Source organism: Erwinia tasmaniensis Et1/99, from assembly GCF_000026185.1.
Taxonomy (GTDB): domain Bacteria; phylum Pseudomonadota; class Gammaproteobacteria; order Enterobacterales; family Enterobacteriaceae; genus Erwinia; species Erwinia tasmaniensis.
On sequence record NC_010694.1, the window covers coordinates 889,582 to 910,758 of the forward strand.

General features: G+C 50.0%; 15 protein-coding genes. 5 read left to right on the top strand and 10 right to left on the bottom strand.

Features of this window, described 5'->3' with window-relative positions; all coding sequences use genetic code 11:
* The first annotated feature begins 109 nt into the window (after positions 1-109).
* On the top strand, positions 110-1,150 hold the full coding sequence (locus ETA_RS05095; RefSeq protein WP_012440547.1) for a GMP reductase: 1,041 nt from the start codon (positions 110-112) through the stop codon (positions 1,148-1,150).
* Between the two features lie 43 nt (positions 1,151-1,193).
* Here the strand turns inward: ETA_RS05095 and hofC are convergent, their stop codons facing one another.
* The 5 genes from hofC to ETA_RS05120 form a co-directional block, all read right to left on the bottom strand.
* On the bottom strand, positions 1,194-2,393 hold the full coding sequence (gene hofC / locus ETA_RS05100) for a protein transport protein HofC (RefSeq protein ID WP_012440548.1): 1,200 nt from the start codon (positions 2,391-2,393) through the stop codon (positions 1,194-1,196).
* Complete coding sequence (gspE, locus tag ETA_RS05105) at positions 2,386-3,786, bottom strand: type II secretion system protein GspE (protein ID WP_012440549.1); 1,401 nt, start codon at positions 3,784-3,786, stop codon at positions 2,386-2,388. The genes hofC and gspE overlap by 8 nt, the downstream gene beginning before the upstream one ends.
* Positions 3,783-4,226 carry a prepilin peptidase-dependent pilin gene (gene ppdD / locus ETA_RS05110; RefSeq protein WP_012440550.1) on the bottom strand — a complete coding sequence of 148 codons (444 nt, stop codon included), beginning with the start codon at positions 4,224-4,226 and terminating at the stop codon, positions 3,783-3,785. Before ppdD ends, gspE begins: the two co-directional genes overlap by 4 nt.
* Positions 4,227-4,440: 214 nt before the next feature.
* Positions 4,441-5,331, bottom strand: a complete 891-nt coding sequence (gene nadC, locus ETA_RS05115; RefSeq protein ID WP_012440551.1) for a carboxylating nicotinate-nucleotide diphosphorylase — start codon at positions 5,329-5,331, stop codon at positions 4,441-4,443.
* Positions 5,332-5,409: 78 nt separating this feature from the next.
* Positions 5,410-5,958, bottom strand: coding sequence for a DUF4865 family protein (locus ETA_RS05120; RefSeq protein ID WP_012440552.1), 549 nt, complete (start codon positions 5,956-5,958; stop codon positions 5,410-5,412).
* Between the two features lie 240 nt (positions 5,959-6,198).
* On the opposite strand from ETA_RS05120, the gene ETA_RS05125 reads away from it, so the two are divergent.
* From ETA_RS05125 to ampE, 3 genes are all read left to right on the top strand, one after another.
* Positions 6,199-7,101: a LysR substrate-binding domain-containing protein gene (locus tag ETA_RS05125; RefSeq protein ID WP_012440553.1), complete on the top strand. Its 903-nt coding sequence runs from the start codon at positions 6,199-6,201 to the stop codon at positions 7,099-7,101.
* Between the two features lie 92 nt (positions 7,102-7,193).
* Positions 7,194-7,769 (top strand): 1,6-anhydro-N-acetylmuramyl-L-alanine amidase AmpD, encoded by a 576-nt coding sequence (ampD, locus tag ETA_RS05130; protein WP_012440554.1) that lies wholly within the window; start codon positions 7,194-7,196, stop codon positions 7,767-7,769.
* Entirely contained in the window at positions 7,766-8,620 is an 855-nt protein-coding gene (gene ampE / locus ETA_RS05135) for a beta-lactamase regulator AmpE (protein ID WP_012440555.1), read from the top strand. The genes ampD and ampE overlap by 4 nt, the downstream gene beginning before the upstream one ends.
* Before the next feature lie 125 nt (positions 8,621-8,745).
* On the opposite strand, the gene ETA_RS05140 is transcribed toward ampE, so the two are convergent.
* The 5 genes from ETA_RS05140 to aroP form a co-directional block, all read right to left on the bottom strand.
* Positions 8,746-11,838 carry a dermonecrotic toxin domain-containing protein gene (locus ETA_RS05140; RefSeq protein ID WP_012440556.1) on the bottom strand — a complete coding sequence of 1,031 codons (3,093 nt, stop codon included), beginning with the start codon at positions 11,836-11,838 and terminating at the stop codon, positions 8,746-8,748.
* 300 nt (positions 11,839-12,138) lie between these two features.
* On the bottom strand, positions 12,139-15,351 hold the full coding sequence (locus ETA_RS05145; RefSeq protein ID WP_042958675.1) for a dermonecrotic toxin domain-containing protein: 3,213 nt from the start codon (positions 15,349-15,351) through the stop codon (positions 12,139-12,141).
* A 435-nt stretch (positions 15,352-15,786) separates the two neighbouring features.
* A complete protein-coding gene (locus tag ETA_RS05150; protein WP_012440558.1) occupies positions 15,787-16,737 on the bottom strand; it encodes a glycoside hydrolase family 43 protein in 951 nt (316 codons plus the stop codon).
* The gene (locus ETA_RS05155; protein ID WP_012440559.1) at positions 16,734-18,149 is read right to left on the bottom strand and encodes a glycoside-pentoside-hexuronide (GPH):cation symporter; all 1,416 of its coding nucleotides are present in this window, start codon (positions 18,147-18,149) and stop codon (positions 16,734-16,736) included. Before ETA_RS05155 ends, ETA_RS05150 begins: the two co-directional genes overlap by 4 nt.
* Before the next feature lie 168 nt (positions 18,150-18,317).
* Entirely contained in the window at positions 18,318-19,673 is a 1,356-nt protein-coding gene (aroP, locus tag ETA_RS05160; protein WP_012440560.1) for an aromatic amino acid transporter AroP, read from the bottom strand.
* 613 nt (positions 19,674-20,286) lie between these two features.
* Between aroP and pdhR the strand changes: the two genes are divergently transcribed.
* On the top strand, positions 20,287-21,051 hold the full coding sequence (pdhR, locus tag ETA_RS05165; RefSeq protein WP_012440561.1) for a pyruvate dehydrogenase complex transcriptional repressor PdhR: 765 nt from the start codon (positions 20,287-20,289) through the stop codon (positions 21,049-21,051).
* The last annotated feature ends 126 nt before the right edge of the window (positions 21,052-21,177 follow it).

Genomic DNA, 21,177 nt, shown 5'->3' on the forward strand with positions numbered 1-21,177 from the left:
TTTAGCGCGTATGATAGCGTCACTGGAGCTGGCACTTCGCCTGTAAACGAAAGCGTGAACCGATACAGGGAACGAATTCGGATAAACGCCACCAACCAGGAAAATCGTTATGCGTATCGAAGAAGATATTAAGTTAGGTTTCAAAGACGTTCTTATCCGGCCTAAACGTTCAACGTTACAAAGCCGTTCTCAGGTGGAGCTGGAACGCCAGTTTACCTTTAAACACTCGGGCATAGCCTGGTCTGGCGTGCCGGTCATCGCGGCCAACATGGATACCGTTGGCACCTTCAATATGGCAGAAGCGCTCTCCTCCTTCGATATTCTTACCGCAGTACATAAACATTATAGTGTTGAGCAGTGGCGAGCGTTTGTAGAGCGTGTCTCGCCAGCGGTGTTGCGCCATGTGATGGTCTCTACCGGCACGTCTGAAGCCGATTTTACCCGGCTACAACAGATCCTGGCGCTGTCGCCGATGCTTAACTTTATTTGCATAGACGTGGCTAATGGCTACTCGGAGCATTTTGTGACTTTCCTACAGCGAGCACGCGAAGCCTGTCCGGATAAGACTATTTGCGCGGGCAATGTGGTGACGGGAGAAATGGTCGAGGAGCTTATCCTTTCCGGGGCAGATATGGTCAAAGTCGGTATTGGTCCGGGGTCCGTTTGTACTACCCGTGTTAAAACTGGCGTGGGCTACCCACAGCTTTCTGCGGTGATTGAGTGCGCTGATGCGGCGCATGGCCTGGGCGGGCAGATTGTCAGCGATGGCGGCTGCTCGGTTCCTGGCGATGTGGCTAAGGCCTTCGGCGGCGGCGCTGATTTTGTCATGTTGGGCGGTATGTTGGCCGCTCATGATGAATGTGAGGGCACGCTGGTGGAAGAAAATGGTGAACGGTTTATGCTGTTTTACGGCATGAGTTCCGAATCAGCCATGAAGCGCCATGTGGGGGGCATTGCGCAATATCGTGCGGCAGAGGGTAAAACCGTCAGGCTGCCGGTGCGTGGCCCGGTGGAACCCACCGCGCTCGATATTTTAGGCGGCCTGCGCTCCGCCTGTACCTATGTTGGTGCCGAGCGACTGAAAGAGCTGACCAAGCGTACTACCTTTATCCGCGTCAACGAGCAGGAAAACCGCGTGTTTAACCGTTAGTTGTCCGGTCTCTCCCTGCCTGGTTCCGGGCCGGGAGAGTCGCCTATCCAAGCGCATCCCCCAGTCTGAATACGGGCAAATACATCGCCACGACCAGCGTACCAACAATCCCGCCGATCACTATCATCATCAGTGGCTCCAACGTTGCCGCCAGCGTGTCTGCCAGCTGATGAGTCTGCTGTTTGTGCCACATTGCCAGCCGGGTCAGCAGCGTATCCAGCGAGCCCGACTCTTCTCCCACTTTGATTAGCTGATAACACAGCGGGGTAAATAGCGGGTGTGACTTTAGCGCCTGGTGCAGTGGGTAGCCCGCCGCAATATGCTGTTGCAATTGACGGATGGCCTCACGCCACAGCAGCGGGGTAAGCGTTTTCTCTATCGCCTGTAGACTGTGTAACAGCGTCAATCCGGCTCGTTGGGTCAGGGAAAGGGTTGTAAATATCTGACTTAACAGGCTGCCTCGATATAACCTGGCCACCAGCGGTAGCCGGAGCAGCAGGCGTTGCTCATAGCGCTGCCATGCAGGATATTTAAGGCGCTGTGTTTTCCAAAGCAGGCAAAGCGTTGTGAAAATACCCGCCAAGAGTAGCGACTGCTGCTGTAATAGCTGCGAGAACGCAATCACAGCTTTTGTAAACCCCGGCAGCGGCGCGTTAAACGAACGATAAATGGCAACAAACTCCGGGAGAACAAAAACCAGCATGCCGATGCTAACCAGCAGGGCAACGGCGATGATAAACAGCGGATAACGCAGCGCTTTTTGTACTTTATGCTGAAGTTGTTGCTGTTGCTCCTGCTGAATTGCCAGCTGCAGGCAGCATTCGTCCAGATCTCCGGTGAGTTCGCCGATATGAACCAGCGCTGGAAACAGCGGCGGAAAAATATCGGGCCACTCGCGTAACGCCTGTGAAAACGGCTCCCCGGCGCTAATTCGCTGATGCAGGTTGAGCAGTAGCGCCTGCCAGCCTGCTTCAGGATGCCCATCTGCTAATAGCTGCAAACATCCGGGCAGTGGTAACCCTGCTTTCAGCAACGTGGCGAGCTGGCGGAAAAATGCGTTCTTCTGCTGCCATCGCCAGCGGCGAGATCTATAGCGGCGGCCACGCGAAATTTTTAGCGCTATCTGATGTTGTGCAGCCAGCTCTTCCGTGATCTGCAAGGGACTGGCTGCAAAGCTGTAGCCTTGGTGAAGTTGCCCGCTATCATCGATAGCCTGCCAGCGGAACAGATAGCGTTCACTCATCGCTTCCTCCCGCTACTCGGGTTAACTCCTCCAGCGTAGTTTCTCCGCGATTGACGCAGTGCAGACCTTCAACGAATAGCGTGTTCATTCCCTGCTGCCGTGCAATTTCCGTCAGCTCTTCCGGTGGCGCTGATTTTGCCAGTGCGTTTTGCAGACGTGCGGACACGGGCAGCAGTTCAAACAGGGGGAGACGGCCATAGAAACCAGAGAAACAGCGTTCACAGCCTATCGCCTGCCAGTTTTGCACCGTACCTGGCCAGATGTGAGGAGGGAAATGGGACGTCGCTTGCGCAGGCTGACGGCAGTGAGGGCAGAGCTTTCGTACCAGACGTTGGGCGATAACGAGTTTAAGAGCCGAAGCCAGCAGATACCCGGGTACGCCCATCTGTCCCAGACGCACCAGCGTTTCGGTAGTCGAATTAGTATGCAATGTTGAAAGCACCAGGTGTCCTGTCTGTGCTGCCTTTACGGCGATTTCGGCGGTTTCACCGTCACGGATTTCGCCGACCATAATCACATCGGGGTCCTGGCGCAGCAGGGCGCGTAATACACGGTGAAAATCCAACCCTGACTTAGCGTGGATCTGGGTTTGATTGACCCCCTCCAACGGGATTTCAACCGGATCTTCTACACTGCACAGGTTACGTGTGGCGATATTCAACCAGCTCAGGCCGCTGTAGAGCGTAAAGGTCTTGCCACTTCCCGTGGGACCGGTAACCAGAATCATCCCTTGAGGACGAGCCAGCGCCTCGCGGTAGCGTTTTAACAAGGGGCTGGGCATACCGAGATTTTCCAGCGCGATGGTATGACTATCGCTTTGCATCAGGCGTACCACGGCCTTTTCACCAAAACGCGTCGGCAGGGTCGAAAGACGGAACGATTCGGTATTATCGTTGAGCACCAGTGAAAACTGTCCGTCCTGCGGAACCCGGCGTTCTGCAATATCAAGGCTGGCAAGGATTTTCAGGCGAGCGATCAGCGGTGCGCTGTTTTCAACCCCGGTACAAGGCAACTGCTGTAATACACCGTCGACGCGTAAGCGCAGCCGCAGGCTATCTTTTTGCGGCTCGATATGAATATCAGAAGCACGTTTTTGCAGAGCCTGTATCAGCAAGGCGTTAATAATTTCTACTGCCGTTCCGTACTGCTCCAACGTACCCTCTGCCGTAACAGAGGCTGAAATGCTCCCCTTCACGTTAAACTGTTCCAGTTTTGCCCGTGGCCAGCATTCAACTTCTACAGGGCAGTGGGTAGCGAAGCGAAGCTCAGCCATCAGTGCATGGCTGGGCGTTTCTGCTACGGCGATATGCAGACGTTCGGCGGTGAAGTCAACTATTATCGCCTGATAAGCCTGACAAATACCTTCTACCGCTCGTTGCGTTGCCGGCGTCATGGCAACGGCTCCTCATCAAAACGGAACAGATCCTGGCAAGCTTCTTTGAGACCAGCGGATGTGCTTTCACAGCTGCGTCGCCAGCTTAGCTGCCCATCTTTACTGTCCCACTGGGGGGTAAGCCTGACGCTCAATCCCTTTAAACTTTCCTGGCCCGTCAGCGTTATAACCCCCGCATTGACCTTGAGGGCTGAAATGTAGCGCGAGGTGCGCTCGGTCGGAACGCCGTTGCTTCCTGCACTACAGTTGCCGCTGCCGCCGCGCTCAATGGCACAAAGTTCAACGGCCGTTTTATATGGCATGGTGGTCTGTAACATATCGGTAAGTGCGGCCTTTTGCAGATAGCTCTGGTAGGCGGGCAGACCGATAGCGCTAAGAATGGCGATGATAGCGATGACAATCATCAGTTCGATCAGGGTGAATCCCTGTTGGTGGGTCATGGCAAACCTCCTTGTGGTTGAGAGGTAAGCACAATAATTCGGAGCAGCTGGCCTGTGCCAGCGACAAATATCCGGTTTCAGGCGGTCGCCGCAAGATGTGAGTGTTCGTTACATTGCATAAGGTGATTGCCTGAAGCCACTACGCAAAAACAGTATTCTTCGGGTAAAAAGGCCAGCGCCAACGGCTGGCCTGGAGTAAAACAGGATGGACGAGTTAACAAAAGCGCATTGACAGGTCGAGGGCCCGTATATGTTTGGTCAGAGCACCCACGGAGATATAGTCCACGCCGGTTTCGGCAAATGTTCGCAAGGTTTGGTCGGTTACGTTGCCGGAGACTTCCAACAGGGCGCGGTTATCGCTCAGCTTCACGGCATCTCGCATCTGCTCAACGGTGAAGTTGTCGAGCATCACAATATCTGCCCCGGCCTGAAGTGCCTGTTCAAGTTCTTCGAGCGACTCGACTTCGATTTCCACCGGAACATCCGGGTGCAGCCAGCAGGCTTTTTCAATGGCTTTGGCTATCGAACCACAGGCAATAATATGATTTTCTTTGATCAGAAAGGCATCGAAAAGACCAAGACGGTGATTGGCTCCGCCGCCGCACAAAACGGCATACTTCAGCGCGCTACGAAGCCCCGGCACGGTTTTACGTGTATCAAGCAGCTGGGTGCGGGTGCCATCCAGCAGTGCGACATAACGTCTGACTTCAGTCGCTACGCCAGAGAGCGTTTGCACGAAGTTCAGTGCCGTGCGTTCGGCGGTAAGAAGCAGCGAAGCGGGCCCTGTCACCTCAAAAAGCGGCTGATTGGCAATCAGGGTATCGCCATCATCGACGAACCAAGTGAGTTGCGTTTTGTTCCCCAACTGAATGAACACTTCTTCTACCCAGGGCCTACCGCAAAAAATCCCGGGCTCACGGGTGATCACCACTGCATGAGAATGCGTATCGGCAGACAGCAGGCTGGCGGTAATGTCGCGGCTGGGGTCGATGACTCCACCTAAGTCTTCACGTAATGCCTGTTCTACGCTTGGAGGAATATCGCTTTCAATACGATCGAGCAGCGCGGTGCGGCGGCTGTCCGCATCGTAACGGCGGGATGGCATGATTAAACTCCGAAAAGTCGGGTAGCAGAGGCTGACATGCTAACGCGTTTATTGCGGCCGTGCCAGCCAGTGCTTGTGCTACGGCGTCATGTGATGCGAAATGGAGAGATGGCCCACCCGGTAGCGCTCGGCACTGTCGTCGTCAGTGAATGGTTGTGGGCTTAACTGAAAGTTCAATTGTCGCCAACGCTGTACGTCCCAAGCCACTATTTGTGTAGTGCTTTCAGCGACGGTTTCGCTTGCGTGACGGCACTGCGCTAAATCTGCCTTGGGTAAAACAGGGGTAATGATACGACGGGCAAAAACCGATTGTACAAGTTCGGCAGCTGGCTGAAAGTCTTGCACCAGCCAGCTGTCGATTGCTGGACGGCCGAAATCCTGCATTAGCCGCCGGAAGCCGCCTCCGGTAAGAAAGCTCGCCATACTGCTACAGTCCTGCCAGAGGTAAAACGGCGCATATAGGGGTTCATCCGTACAAAACGGGTCGTTGCTTTCAGAATAGCACCAGACTTTCAGCAACAGTCCTGGGACGTTATCAAACTGATGACCGTTTTCCAGGATACGGGTAGTAATGATGCTCATGTCGTAGTCGACAGGTAGCCGGAAGCGATATTGCATGGCAATCATGGGTGTTTCTCCGCAGATCGGTGAACGTTTTCATCGCTGGCGGCCGATCCGTCTCCAGGATATTTAAGGTATTGGGGAGCGCCGTGCGTAGCAAAAACTCGGCATATCAAATTACTATTATCTTGAGAGAGACTCATCGTGAAACTCCATTATCTGAAACAGAGTTGCAGCATAACCCTGGTAAATAGTTTATAAAATCGCATAATTTGATATCGATAATCCCGAAAAACAGGATGATTAATGACACCCTCGAGGCCTGTAACTTTTGATCTGGACGCGTTGCGTAGTTTTGTACTGGGTATGGAATTGGGAAGCTTTGCATTAGCGGCTCGCCGCCTGAACCGCTCTACGTCAGCCGTCAGCGCGCAACTGAAAAAACTGGAGCAACAAAGCGGTCTACCTCTTTTACATAAAGCTGGACGGCGGCTGGAGCTAACCGAAAATGGTGAGCTGTTAATGGCCTATGGACGTCGCCTTCTGGCACTGAATGATGAGGCTTTCAGCACAATGGCCGGACGGAATATTGCCGGCAGCGTGCGTATTGGTTTACAGGAAGATTTTGGCGAGGCGCTGTTGTCGGAAGTGCTCGGCCAGTTTTCCCGTGCTCATCCACAGGTGCAGGTTTCAGTGTCTATTGGTGGTAATGCGCAGCTGCTGCAAGGGATCCATCAGGGAGAGCTTGATTTGGCATTGTGCTGGCAGGGCGAACTGAACACACGCTTTATGCAGCCACTACCGGCGGCTACCCTTGGTTGGATTGGTTGCGAAGAGATGCGGCCTGAACGATGGCTGGCGCAGGGTGAACCTTTGCCGCTGCTATTATTCGATGCACCTTGCCTGATCCGTATGCGCGCGATAGACGCGCTTGATAATGCGGCTATTCCCTGGCGTGTGGCATTTACCAGCCGCAGCCTGAGTGGAATATGGGCGGCGGCCACGGCCGGGCTGGGGGTGACATTACGTAGTGAGCTTGGCCTGCCTGCCGGGCTACAAATACTGCATCACCCCTTATTGCCCAAAGTTGCTGAACTGGGGATCGCGCTGCATCAGGGGCAAGAGATTATCGCGCCTGCCGCCGGTCGTCTGCGCGAAATCTTACTGGCACAGCTGGTTCCGCGGTTGTCAAAGATGGCCGCAACTTGATAAGGTAAGACGCAAACGCAGTGGCGCTGAAGCGTGAGAAAGCAGAAAAAACCACGTTAATCTGCTTTCGTCAAAAGTGAGGAGAGCAGGGTATGCAGCTGCAAGACGGCTGGATTGAGGGCGTGCGGCGCGTGCCATCGCCGCATTTTAATCAGCGGCCGGATGGTGAAGCTCCTTCACTGTTAGTCATTCATAATATCAGCCTGCCTCCCGGTAAGTTTGGCGGCCCGTGGATTGATGCGCTGTTTACCGGTCAGCTTGATGCCAACGCCGATCCTTATTTTGCCGAGATATGCCAGCTACAGGTGTCTGCACACTGCCTTATCCGTCGTGATGGCGAGATTGTGCAATACGTTCCGTTTCATCTGCGGGCCTGGCATGCAGGCGTTTCCAGCTACAGGGGACGCGAAGCCTGCAACGATTTTTCAATTGGCATTGAACTGGAAGGTACGGATACGCTGTCCTATACCGACGCGCAGTACCAGGCGTTACGGGCGGTCACTCAATCATTGATCCAGTATTATCCATCAATCGCACAGCATATTACCGGGCATAGCGACATCGCTCCGCAGCGTAAAACCGATCCCGGCCCGTCTTTCGACTGGTTGCGTTTTCGTACCGGACTGGCTACGCACGCTCATACCAATGCAACAGGAGTTAAGGAATGACATTATTTAGTCTGTTATTGGTTCTTGGATGGGAACGCTTATTTAAGCTGGGCGAGCACTGGCAGCTCGATCATCATTTGATACCCCTGTTTCGTGCTCGCACGCACTTTTCCCTGACACGTACTCTACTGATGCTGCTGGTGGTTATGGGGCTGACGGCGCTCTGCCTGCTGGCGGTGAAAGGACTGTTTTTTGGTGTTCCCAAGCTGCTGTTTTGGGTTCTGGTAGGGCTGCTATGCATTGGGGCGGGGTCGGTACGTCTGCATTACCATGCTTATCTGAAAGCTGCCGGGCACAACGATACGGCGGCCCATAATGCGATGGCACAAGAGCTAACCCTCATCCATGGCGTACCCGTTGACTGTGACGAACGTGAATATCTGCGCGAGCTGCAAAATGCGTTACTGTGGATTAACTACCGATTTTATCTGGCCCCGTTGTTCTGGTTTGTTGTCGGTGGGCCTTGGGGGCCGGTACTGCTGATGGGATATGCATTTCTGCGTGCATGGCAGAGTTGGCTGGCGCGCATGCCCGATCCTCTGGCTCGCGTTCAGTCTGGCGTTGATGCCATTTTATATTGGGTAGACTGGCTTCCGGTACGGCTGGTGGGCGTCGCTTATGCACTGCTGGGGCATGGTGAGCGTGCGCTGCCCGCATGGTTTGCCTCACTGGCAGATCGGCACACCTCGCAGTACCAGGTGTTAACCACTCTGGCGCAGTTTTCTCTGGCCCGCGATCCCCACATGGATAAGGTTGAAACACCACGGGTGGCGGTTGTGCTGGCGAAAAAAGTCTCTCTGGTTTTGGTGGTTGTGGTGGCATTACTGACGATTTACGGCACGCTGGTTTAGAACCGGCCTGCCGGGGACTGGCTGGAAATATAAGTCGGTGATTTTATACCCGTCAACGGACTGATTTCACATGAACGGAACGGATGAGATGGTGTTGATAGACCCCTCTGTTGAAGCCAGAAAGATTAACCCCAGATAGCGGTAATTATCCTTATCTCCGTTATCTTCTTTATCCGAGTCTCTTTTGAATCTTTTATCGTAGTCCAGGTTTGCCAGGTGTTTACATGAGCGACGAAGTTATCCGCATTGTCCATGATTAAATTTGATTTTAACATCGGGGTGGTTTTTATTATATTTAAACCTGTTTCAGCATCGACAGGTTGGGTTATACCAAAGTGCTGGTAGACAGTTCGCATAAATAGATTAAAGTGTATGTTGTTTTTTAACTCACCACTTTCAATTTGGTCATAGAGTTGTTGGCGCAGAGCACGGGTATCACCAGGCAAAAAGACTTCTTCAAACCTACCGTTATAACAAATGTCCGACGTGCAGGATGTTAAATGAGAGGTTTCGTGAATAAAGGTAGAGTCCAGATAGTTAACGTTCATCTCCATAATGGAACTGCCTACGGCTTTATGCTCTACATTAGAGTCAAGCATGATGAATATCCTGCGGCCAGGGTCTTCCAAATACGTAAAAGCCAGCGGTATCTTTCTGAGAACATTTTGATCTGCGATTGTACTATGGGAATTAAATGGGTTTAACACGTCTACAATACGTCTGGTGGATACAATAACGATATTGTTATAGGCATTTATTTCAGATGTACTTAGAAAATCACGCGCGCGCCCCAATTGTCCTTTAAGCCTCAACAGGGCTTCACTGAGTATTTTTTCACTGCGAGTGTTAAGAGACAGGGCAAGATATCCCTTAATTTCATGTTCATAAGACAGATCGCTTATCCGGCTAATTGCCAGAGCAATATTCTCTTGTGCCGATCTAAAAGCCATACGGTATTTTGTGCGTGCAAGAGTGATATAAGGAGGCGCTAAATTATCCTGATGAAAGCCGTAGAATAAATCATATGGATGCCCCGACAGGTCACGAGTAATATAGCTATTCATATCCGCCGTCAACGTTACCATATCTTCAGCAAAGGGTACTTTTCTTATCGGTAAAAATGCATTTATAGTTTTAATATGCTCAATCTGCTCATCTGTTAATCCCCCACCGGCAGGTGCTTCACGATAAATATATCTGGCATCATTGATGGTTAATTCACCATTTTTTTTCAATCTTTCGGTGAATATGCTTAGAATAGGTCTATCGAATCCTTTTTTTACCGAATCTATAAACTCATATCCCTCTGTATCAGGTAGTTTTATCGCCTTATCCAAAACAACCATCATGATGAAGCTCACCGCATCATCCTTTATCTTGCTCCATTCCTGAATTTGTTCTTCATAGGTATCAGCATCTATAGCATGTTCAATATGGATAGCCAGTGACAAGAAGGGGGATATCGGATTAGGAATGATATTTGATGCTTCAATCATCTCTTCATAAATATCACGGCCCACGCTGGTATCTGATTTTATCTGTGAGTGGAGATCGGATAATGCTTTATTTTTTATGGACGTAAATAAATCTGAAAAAAAAACTTCAGAACTGACCTCTGCTGTATTTATCGCCACTCTGTCCACATAAAGATTATCGTCACTGAGGGTCTTTAGCCAGGCATCAATACCATCGTAAAATAGATTGCTCCTCCTGTTTGCCAGAGTGAAGTGAGAAGCTATCATAGCCCGATTTTTTTCGCTCCCGCAGGCATTGGTTACCCATGAACGCATCTCAAAATCACCTCTGAAAGGGAAGAACTTAAAATCACTTTTGGGTAAGTATAGCGTCACCTGACCACTATTCTTATTTCTGAAAACAAAAGCATTTGCCGCGCCGTAGCCGTTGATATCAAAAGGAGTCACGGTGACGTTGCCATCCCTTAACAATCCCACGCCGTTGAGTACATCTATGGCCGAACTTCGGTTAATCTCGCTGCTGTCCAGATGATTGATAAATGAAATAAAAATATTTTTTATATGTTCATTTTTATGTTTATATTGTTCAGTTAGCTTTTGCTTAGCGTAATTATAAAAATCTATCTCCCATACCAGATCGCCGAATTTAGTGGGGTCTATTTTAATCCTGTCACCAAATTCAAAATTTTTAGTATGAGAGTTCAGATAAGAGATATCATAAATCGCACTAACCGCATCAACCCGCACATAATATTTCCAAAAATCGCTGCCAAAATTGGTGAAAAGGCATTCAGTGAGCGTTTTCTTTATTAAGGGCATAAAATAAGTAATGTTTACACCATCTTCAAAACGCTCCATAAATGTGATGAAATAGTTTTTGTCAGGATCGATGTCTAAATTAAATTTCCGGCCGATCCTTTCTCGTAAAACGGTAGCAGCGAGATCTCTTAAATCTGGATATTGACTGGCGTATTTTTCAACATATTTTTTCAATGCCTCCCGTCCTGTTGCAATAAAGTGACAGGGCTCCGTTTCTTTTATCGCCATCTTACCATAAGCATTTTTTAGCTGAAAAATAGTCCCCTCAATACTTTCTATAATACGGTTATCATCGCCCTCCCCAACGGCGTTATTTTGACTTAGATGAAATGCCTCTGCGAGCGGAAATCTTATCGGGTCATGAAAAACGATAAAATTGCCAGCCTGATCCAGCATTCCTGCAATCTTACTCAGCAGATGGATGATCTTACTGCCAACACGTATAGCCGTGGTCGCCGGCTGGTCGAATGGAGCTATCACTTCGGCGTGCGGGTTCTTCAGGGCAGGCTCTTTTGCCTGTAGTTGCGTAAACTTCTTAATCGCCTGGCATACCTGCCGTTCAAGCTGAATTAAATCCGCTTCGTGGCCGTCATTCTTTTGTTTTTTTTCCAACGGATCGCTTCGGGCGCTATTTATCCCATGCGTGCACTGTGCGGGATACTGACTGACGAAAATAAAATTATGGCTGGACGGGTAAATCACAGGCTGTGTGTGGGTATTATTACCGACTGTTGAGTTATCACCGTAGCTTTGCCGTGCGCAGGTAGCTCGTGAGAGGCAATGCAGAAAAAGATTAGACAAATCCTGGCGCATGATATTATTGCTATGTCGCCCAAGATTTTTCGAAAGGTCAGAAACCGAATCTTTCTGGGCAATAGGGGTATACAAATCGCGAGTGTTTTGCAGAGCCGGAGAAATTGGCATTTGTACGTCCTGTTTTATTTTAGAGGTGATAAAGAGCGGCCATTCACTGTGATAAATTGCATTTTTAGTGGTGTGAGCGGCTTGATGAGTTTTACAGGGTTAACCGGATGAAAGTCAGGTAAATCGTTCACGTATAATGATTTCTGCATGATAATCTGCAAAGGTATAAAAACATCAATGCCTGGCAGACGCTAATAGCAGGATGTTTGTGATATTGGAAGGTCGTTGAATAATTTTCTACTATGGTAAGAATGGAGGGTAAATCCATATTGTTATTTTTCCTGTCTAAAGAGGTCTACTCTATGGCGACAGGATAAAATGATTTCTTGTTGCAGTAAATATTAGCATTATATAAGAATCGGTATTGGGATCTGACTTTAGAGACCTTGTCTGCCTTAGGTTATTATCTAAATCAGACAGGTATTTGATAAACGTAACAAAATTATCCGCATTGTTCATCAACATGTTGGCTTTCAGCATGGGGTCATTTTTAATCATCTCGATGGCAACATCAATATCATAGGGTTCAGTGATACCAAGTTGGCTATAAACCATATGCATAAACAATTCAAAATCTTTATTTTCCTTTAGTGAATCACTGGTGAGTATTCCGTTAAACTTCTCAAGGAGAGTTTTTGGGTTTCCTGCGTCAAATATCCTGTCAAAAAAAGAATTATAACAAAAATCCATCGTATCTGATGACAGGTGGGATGCTTCATGCATAAATATACCATCGACCAGATCGACATTCCTGTGAAGAATGTCTGTTCCTGCTTTTCTCATTGACTGGCTGCTATCTAGCATAATAAAAATCCTTCGATAGGGGTCCAGCTTACAGGAAAAACCCAGTTCCAAATTTTTAAGATAATTAAGATCTTTTATTTCGCTAGTAAATAAAATTTTGCTCCTCGGATTCACGGTCTGCTTTGTCGATACGAACCCTATATTTTTAAAGCCAGTTTCTTCGCATTCGGTAAGATAATCGGCTGTACGTTTTGCTTGACATCTTAGTCTGGATAAGGCTTCTGTGAGTATGCTGTCGTCTGTCGTATCAAGAGCAATAGATAGATAATTTTTGATTCTTTCTTCGTAATCCAGACTGTTTAATTTATCAAGAGCTAACTCAATGTGCTTACCAGATGATGTTAACGCGGCTCTGCAATTGGTTCTTGCATGATTGACGTATTGAGGTGATTCTAAATCATTATCTTCCATGCCATAGAAAATATCGAATGGATGTCTTTGAAGCCTTTCGAAAACAGATTTATATATAAATTCATTTAGTGAGGTAATTTTTTTAGTATAAAAGATGTTTCTTGTTGGTAAGAATTTTTTCAGGTGTGGTTTTTTTTGAGGAATGTCATTTTTCTCTTTGAGAAGCCATTCCCATTCTGGCGAGGCAGGATCGAAATATTGAGATTCATTAACGGTGGGGTAATTTTCTTCAGCGGGATGGGCGACACCCTCATCATTATCAAATAACCAGTTCCATCCCGGAGACTGGGGGTTAAATATGTCATATTCTGGCACTTGTGGTTTATTTTCTCCAGCAAGCATATTGCTAATATCCAGAATTCGTTCTTCATTGATTCCTTCCTTTACTGCGTTTATAAACGCATATCCTTCAAACCCAAGTGATTTGATCATTTTATCCAGGACCACCAAGGCGATGAGATTAACCATATCATTTTCAATCTTCCTCCATTCCTGCATTTTTTCCCTGTAGGTGTCAGCATTGATGGCATGCTCAATATGCATAGCCAGAGACAGGAACGGCGATACCGGGTTAGGAACGATATTCGATGCATCAACCATCTCCTCCCACATATCACGCCTGACCTCTGCATCGGATTTTATCTGTGAGTCCAGGTCGGAGAACGTTTTAGCCTTTACGCTGTTAAATAATGCACTAAAAAAGTGCTCTGACGGGACTTCAACTGATGAGATGGCAATTCTGTCTGAATAGCCATTATCAAGATTAATCGAATTCAGCCAGGCATCCACGCCGTAGTAAAAAAGGCCATCCTGCCTGTTTGCCAGAGTGAAGTGCGAGGCCAGCATTTTTCTGTGTTCTTCAGTGGCACAGGCGTTGGTAACCCATGTGCGCATTTCAAAATCCCCCCTGAAAGAGATAAGTTTGAAATCGCTTTTGGGAAAATATAGCGTTACACGCTGATTGTCTCTATTTCTGAAAGTGAAGGCATCGGCAGCGCGGTATTGATTAATATCAAAAGGAGTGACTATAACGTTGTTGTTTTTTAACAGTCCTACTCCGTTAAGAACATCTTTAGCCGCACCGCTGTCAATCTGGGCCGTATCAAGGTGATTGATAAAGGAGATAAAATGATTTTTAATATGCTCATCCTGATGGCTGAAGTCGTCAGTGAGTTTCACCTTCGCATAACTATAAAAATCAATATCCCATATCAGCTTAATAAAGTCCGTAGGTTTTATTTTTATTGCATCGGCTACGTCATGAATTCTGACGTTTTGCTGTGAGGCATCATAGATCCCACTCACCGCATCCACATTTACCAGGTAATCCTGAACGTCACTGCCAAAGTTAGTAAAAAGATATTCCGTCAGCGTTTTTTTGGCTATGGGCGGCCCATACTGAAGTAACCTGTCACCTTCATACATGCTAACGTCAAACTGCATAAAAAAAACTCGGTCAGGGTCAAGGTTTAAATGAAAACGCTGCGCTATTTTTTCTTTAAGGATTTTTCTTGCCAGCTCTTTCAGGTTGGGGGGTTTTTTTTTGTAGACATCAAAAAAAGAGTCCATAGCTTCCCGACCCACGCTGACAATTTTATGAAGCTCGGGTTTTTTTTCCGAACTGTCATTTAATCTTCTCGAATCGATATCTTTGATGGTGATTTCATCATGGGTTTTACGATTATTTGATGGTTCTTCAGCCAGATTTTTGGTGCTGTAAGGGAGCGCTTCCACCCGCTGAAGTTGTAGCGGTTCATAATAAGCAATAAAATCACCAACGATTCTGGCTACTCCTTCAATTTTATCCAGCAGAGTGGTCATACCATTGGCGGGCGCCTGTGCCGTGGCCGCTGAATCGGTGCAGTGGGGGATGCTGTACGGCCTGTCTGCGGGCAGCTTTGCTGTTTGTAGCAGGATAAGCTTATCCAATGCCTGGCACACCTTTTGCTCAAGCTGGTTTAAACAGAGGCCATTATGAATAAATGGACCTTCATCTTGAATGTCTGAAGTACCAACTTTCCAGCTGGTCAATTTCAGGTATGGATACGGATTGGCGTCAGTTAAATGACACGCAGAGGTGTAAATCACAGGCGCTGGGTGGCTACTGCTGTCAAGCGTTATGCTACGATTGTCGCTGGCCGCCCGGGAAAGGCAATGCAGAAATATATTGGAAAAATCCTGGCGGGTTATATTGCCGCTATGCCTTCCGCGATGTATTGCCATTTTGTTAATAAGATCATCATGTTGCTTTCGATCAGCAAATTCGTATTTATATTGGTGAGGCGAAGGTATTGGCATGCTTAACATCCTGTAATTAGAGTAAGTATTATTTCTTCATAACAAATAATATTTGGCTATTAACAGGTTTAAATCGTTATTTTTCTTATTAACGCGTTATAAGATACATAAAGGGATTATGTATAATCTTCACGCAACGCTTGTCTGAGGTGCAACGGTAAGAGCTTGCAGGGATAAAAGATCGATGTTATCTACGTCTCCCTTAATATGAATGTAGCAACCTGTTTACAACGTTTTTCGCGGGTATCAGTTGTGAAGGAATCATTAGTTATAATGCGCTTTAATTTATATTGTCTCATGAGGCATCAAGGCTCCCTCAGCCTGACTGGTTTTTTTAGCATTGAATACGCTCAAAATATAAAATAAGAGAATACCTTGTGGTGCTATATTTTACTGCAATAAAATCGGTTTATTGCAGTCAATGTGACTTACCGTTTACATCACGCTGTCTGCCGGGGGCGTCCCAAACTGCGGCATGCCGTCGGCATCCCAGTCAAAACGCTTGATCCGCGTATGGCGGCCGGGGTCATACAGCGGGTCGCCGTCAATTTCGGTGTAGCTACGCGCGTGATACACCAGCACATCCTCGCCGTTCTCCCCCCGCGTAAAGCTGTTATGCCCCGGCCCGTACTGGCGATTATCCCAGCTGCTGGTGAACACCGGCGCGGCAGATTTATGCCAGTTAGCAGCTACCAGCGGGTCGGCAGCCGCGTCAATCCACAACAGCCCCATGCAGTAGTTCTCATCGGTGGCGCTGGCCGAATAGCTGATAAACAGCCGCTGCTGGTGGCGAATTGCCGCCGGGCCTTCATTGACGCTGAAGCCGGCGCATTCCCATTCGTACTGAGGGCGACTGAGCATGATCGGCTGGCCGCTGATTTGCCAGGGGGTGGCCAGCTGCGCCAGCCAGAGGTTGGAGTTACCGGGGATCGCCGGGTCTTTCTGCGCCCACAGATACCAGTTTTTACCCTGGTGCACGAAGTGGGTGGCATCCAGCGAAAAGCTGTCGATTGGCGTGCGGATCTGCCCGCGCTCTACCCATTCCCCCGTGAGCGGGTCATTAGCGTCGCAGGTCAGGGCAAACATGCGGTGCTGGAACAGACCCGCCTTAATCTCCGGTGACGGAGCGGCGGCAAAGTAGATCACCCACTGACCGTCAATATGATGCAACTCCGGCGCCCAAATCAGCGCACTCATTGGCCCGTGGGCGTGTTTCCTCCACACGGTGACGGCCGCTGCCTGTGCCAGCCCCGCGAGGGTTGCGGCCCTGCGTATTTCCAGCCGATCGTATTCCGGCACTGAGGCGATAAAGTAGTAGCTGCCCCGATGGCGCAGGATAAAAGGGTCCGCGCGCCGTTCGATCAGCGGATTTGGCCAGTGGCTCATCGCATCTCTCCTTGTGATGGTGTGTTCATCTCTTTGTCGTGTTGATACTCGTTCAGCTCCTGATAGCTGGCGCGGCGCAGTTGCAGGTCAACCTGGATCTGCTGCATCAGCCTGCGGTCCGTTTTTAACAGCCTGACCACGCCCGCGGTGATCAGGTAACCCAGCGCCGGAATGGCGGTAAACAGCAGCACAATGCCGTTCAGCGCGGCGGGGCTTTGCCGTTGCGCGGCGGCATCGTAGCCGTACCACGAGAGCAGGAATCCGACCATCGCTCCGGCTACCGCCAGGCCCACTTTAAGAAAGAACAGATTGCCGGAGAAGCTGATGCCGGTAATACGTTTACCGGTTTTCCATTCGCCGTAGTCATCGACGTCGGCCATCAGCGACCAGTGCAGCGGAGAAGGGATCTGATGCAGGATGTTGAGCAGGAAATACATCACCAGCACCAGGAGGGTGGCGTGCGGATCGAGGAAGTAAAAACCGCCGGAAAACGCGGCCAGCGCGATATTTGTCCAGAAGAAAACCTTTAGTTTGCACCAGCGGTCGGTCAGTACTTTTGCCAGCGTGCTGCCGATCATCATGCCGACAACGCCCAGACTGATAAACAGCGTGGCGAACTGGGTTGTCTGCTGCATGACCCAGGTAACGTAGTACATGGTGGCGGCCATGCGGATAAATCCGGGGCAGACGTTACACAGCGTCAGCAGCAGAATGCGCACCCACTGGTCGTTTTTCCACACGTCACGCAGGTCGGCCTTTAAATCATCATGACTGGGCACCGCGGGGCGGATGCGCTCGCGCACCGTGGCGAAGCAGAACAGAAACATCAACAGGCCGATCAGCGCCAGCACGCTCATCGCCATTTGATAACCGCGCGCTTTATCCACGCCGCCAAACCACTCGGCCATCGGCAGCAGGGAAAGGGAAAGGATCAGGGTGGCAATCCCGACCATCACGAAGCGGTAAGACTGGCAGGAGACCCGCTCGCCCGGATCGCTGGTGATCACGCCGCCCAGCGAGCAGTAGGGAATATTGATGGCAGTGTAGGTCAGCGACATCAGGAAATAGGTGACAAAGGCGTAGATCACCTTGTTGTCATCGCTCCAGTCGGGGGTGGTAAACATCATCACGCTGAACAGCACGTAGGGTAGGGAGATCCACAGCAGCCACGGACGAAAACGCCCCCAGCGGCTTCGGGTGCGGTCGGCAATTGCGCCCATTATCGGATCGGTTATCGCATCCAGTACCCTGACCGATAGCAGCAAAACGCCGACCAGCGCCGGGGCAAGGCCAAAGACATCGGTATAGAAGTAGTTGAGAAACAGCATGATGGCGCCGCCGATCATGTTGCACCCGGCATCGCCCATTCCGTAGCCAATTTTCTCACGGACAGAGAGTGCTGTGCCCTTCATGGATCGTTCTCCCACTGTGGTTGGTACAGCAGAGTATTGACTCTTAACGGAGGGGATGTGCAGGTGAAAAACGCCGCAAAGATGGATTAAACGCGTGGAGAGTATTAAATGTGAGGCAGATAACAATTCGGCCAGCACGGCTGGCCGAATCAGAAGCGCGTGTAATGATTACGCGCGCTGGCTGCGGGTTTTAATCCAGTAGCCCACGGCAAGGATCAGCACCCATACCGGGATCAGCCAGACGGAAATCGCCATACCCGGCGTGATGGCCATCAGCACCAGGATTGCGACCATAAACAGCAGGCAGAGCCAGTTTCCCAGCGGATAGAACAACGCCGGGAAGCGGGTTTTTATCCCTTGCCGATCTTTCTTACGGCGAAACTTCATATGCGCCAGGCTGATCATCGCCCAGTTGATCACCAGAGCCGATACCACCAGCGCCATCAGCAGGCCAAAGGCTTCGCCCGGCATCAGGTAGTTGAGCAGCACGCAGAAAGCCGTAGCCACGGCAGAGAACAGAATAGACGCCACCGGCACGCCGCGACGGTCCACTTTCAGCAGCGCTTTAGGGGCGTTGCCCTGCTGCGCCAGGCCAAACAGCATGCGGCTGTTGCAATAAACGCAGCTGTTATACACCGACAGCGCGGCGGTCAGGATCACCACGTTCAGGGCGTTTGCCACCAGCGCATCCCCTAGCTCGTGGAAGATCAGCACGAAGGGGCTGGTATCGGCGGTGACCCGCGTCCACGGCATCAGGGACAGCAGCACGGCCAGCGACCCGACATAGAAAATCAGGATGCGGTAAATCACCTGGTTAGTGGCTTTAGGAATGCTGGTTTCCGGGTTGTCCGCTTCGGCTGCGGTGATCCCGACCAGCTCCAGGCCGCCGAATGAGAACATGATGATCGCCATCATCATCACCAGCCCGGTAAATCCATGAGGCAGGAAGCCGCCCTGCTGCCACAGGTTGCGCACGGTAGCCTGTGGTCCACCGTTGCCGCTGAACAGCAGCCAGCAGCCGAACAGGATCATGGCAACTACGGCCACCACTTTAATGATGGCGAACCAGAACTCCATCTCACCAAACACTTTCACATTCGTCAGGTTGATGGCGTTAATCAGCACGAAGAAGACGGCGGCAGACATCCAGGTGGGGATTTCCGGGTACCAGAACTGAATATACTTCCCTACCGCGGTCAGTTCGGCCATGGCGACCAGCACGTACAGTACCCAGTAGTTCCAGCCAGAGGCGAAACCGGCAAAGTTACCCCAGTATTTATAGGCAAAGTGGCTGAAGCTGCCGGCTACCGGCTCTTCCACCACCATTTCACCCAGCTGGCGCATAATCAGGAAAGCGATAAATCCGGCAATGGCATAGCCGAGTATGACGCCGGGACCGGCGGATTGGATCACCGATGCGCTACCGAGGAAAAGGCCCGTACCGACGGCCCCGCCCAACGCGATCAGCTGAATATGGCGGTTTTTCAAGCCGCGTTTCAGCGTGTCGCCCTGCTGTTGTTCCATAGAAACCTCGTTCTTATTAATGTCTGTGTCAGGCTTAACTTCCCGGCGTGCACTAAGCCGCAGAGTTATCAGCTGTACATATCATCCGATGATGTGGCCATCTACGCTCATCCTGGTGAGAGAGCTCGCCATCTACCTGCAATCCGGTGCGTGACGGTATTACCGTAATGTATTGAAAACTTTACGCCGCTAATAAGCTAAATATCGGGCAAAAGCTATCCCAGCGCAGAGAATAGTGATATGAGCCGACTAATGCACCTGGTTTCGTATTATGTAAGTAAGGTTGCGTAAAAATACGGCGTTCGTATCAGGTAACACCGTTCCTTCTTTTGTCACAAAATCAGCAGAATGACGAATAATATTCTCTTATGACCCACCGTGATTTTGTGCAGTAACTCGCTGCCTCGTTTCAAAAAAACGATCTTATGTAACAATTTTATCTCCAGCTGAGAGGAGGGTAACAGGATGCCTGAGCGCTGATGGGGGACGAGGGCAGGGTCTGCTTTCCATGGGTTACCATATGGACATCAGGTGAATACTTTGTTAGTTTACTGGCACCTTTTTGGAATTGGTATTACCAATTTACTTCGGCTAATCGTACAAAGAAGGGATGATGGCCTACAGCAAGATCCGCCAACCAAAGCTCTCTGATGTTATTGAGCAACAGCTTGAGTCCCTGATAATGGAAGGGACGCTGCGTCCCGGAGAGAAACTGCTGCCCGAGCGTGAGCTGGCCTTGCAGTTTGACGTCTCCCGTCCCTCACTGCGTGAAGCTATCCAGCGTCTGGAAGCAAAGGGGCTGTTATTACGCCGTCAGGGGGGAGGCACTTTTGTGCAGAAAAGTCTGTGGAAAAGCCTGAGCGACCCGCTGGCTGAATTACTGGCCAGCCATTCTGAATCCCAGTTTGACCTGTTAGAAACGCGTCATGCGCTGGAAGGCATTGCTGCCTATTACGCCGCGCTGCGCGGTACGGACGAAGACCTGGCACGTATTCGCGACTGCCATCTGCAGATTCAGACGGCGCAACAAAGTGGCGATCTGGATGCGGAAGCCAATGCCGTGATGCAGTATCAGATTGCTGTCACAGAAGCGGCACATAATGTCGTGCTGCTGCATTTATTGCGTAGCATGGGGCCGATGCTGGAACAGAACGTCAGACAGAACTTTGAAATGCTCTACTCGCGCCGTGAAATGCTGGCGCGGGTTAGCGAACACCGCGCCAGTATTTTCACGGCGATTGTGGCACGCGAGCCGGAAAAGGCGCGTGAAGCCTCACACCGCCATCTGGCGTTTATCGAGGAAGTATTGCTGGACAGAAGCCGGGAACAGACTCGTAGAGAACGCTCCCTGCGCCGTTTACAGCAACGTAAAGACTAACGCGTAAAGATAACGCGGCACGTACCCGATAACGGTATGTGACTCACGAAGGACCTGTCTCTCTGTGTTTTGCAGAGGATCAGAGCACAGAGAGACAGGTTCCAGACAATTCAACGAAATTAGACA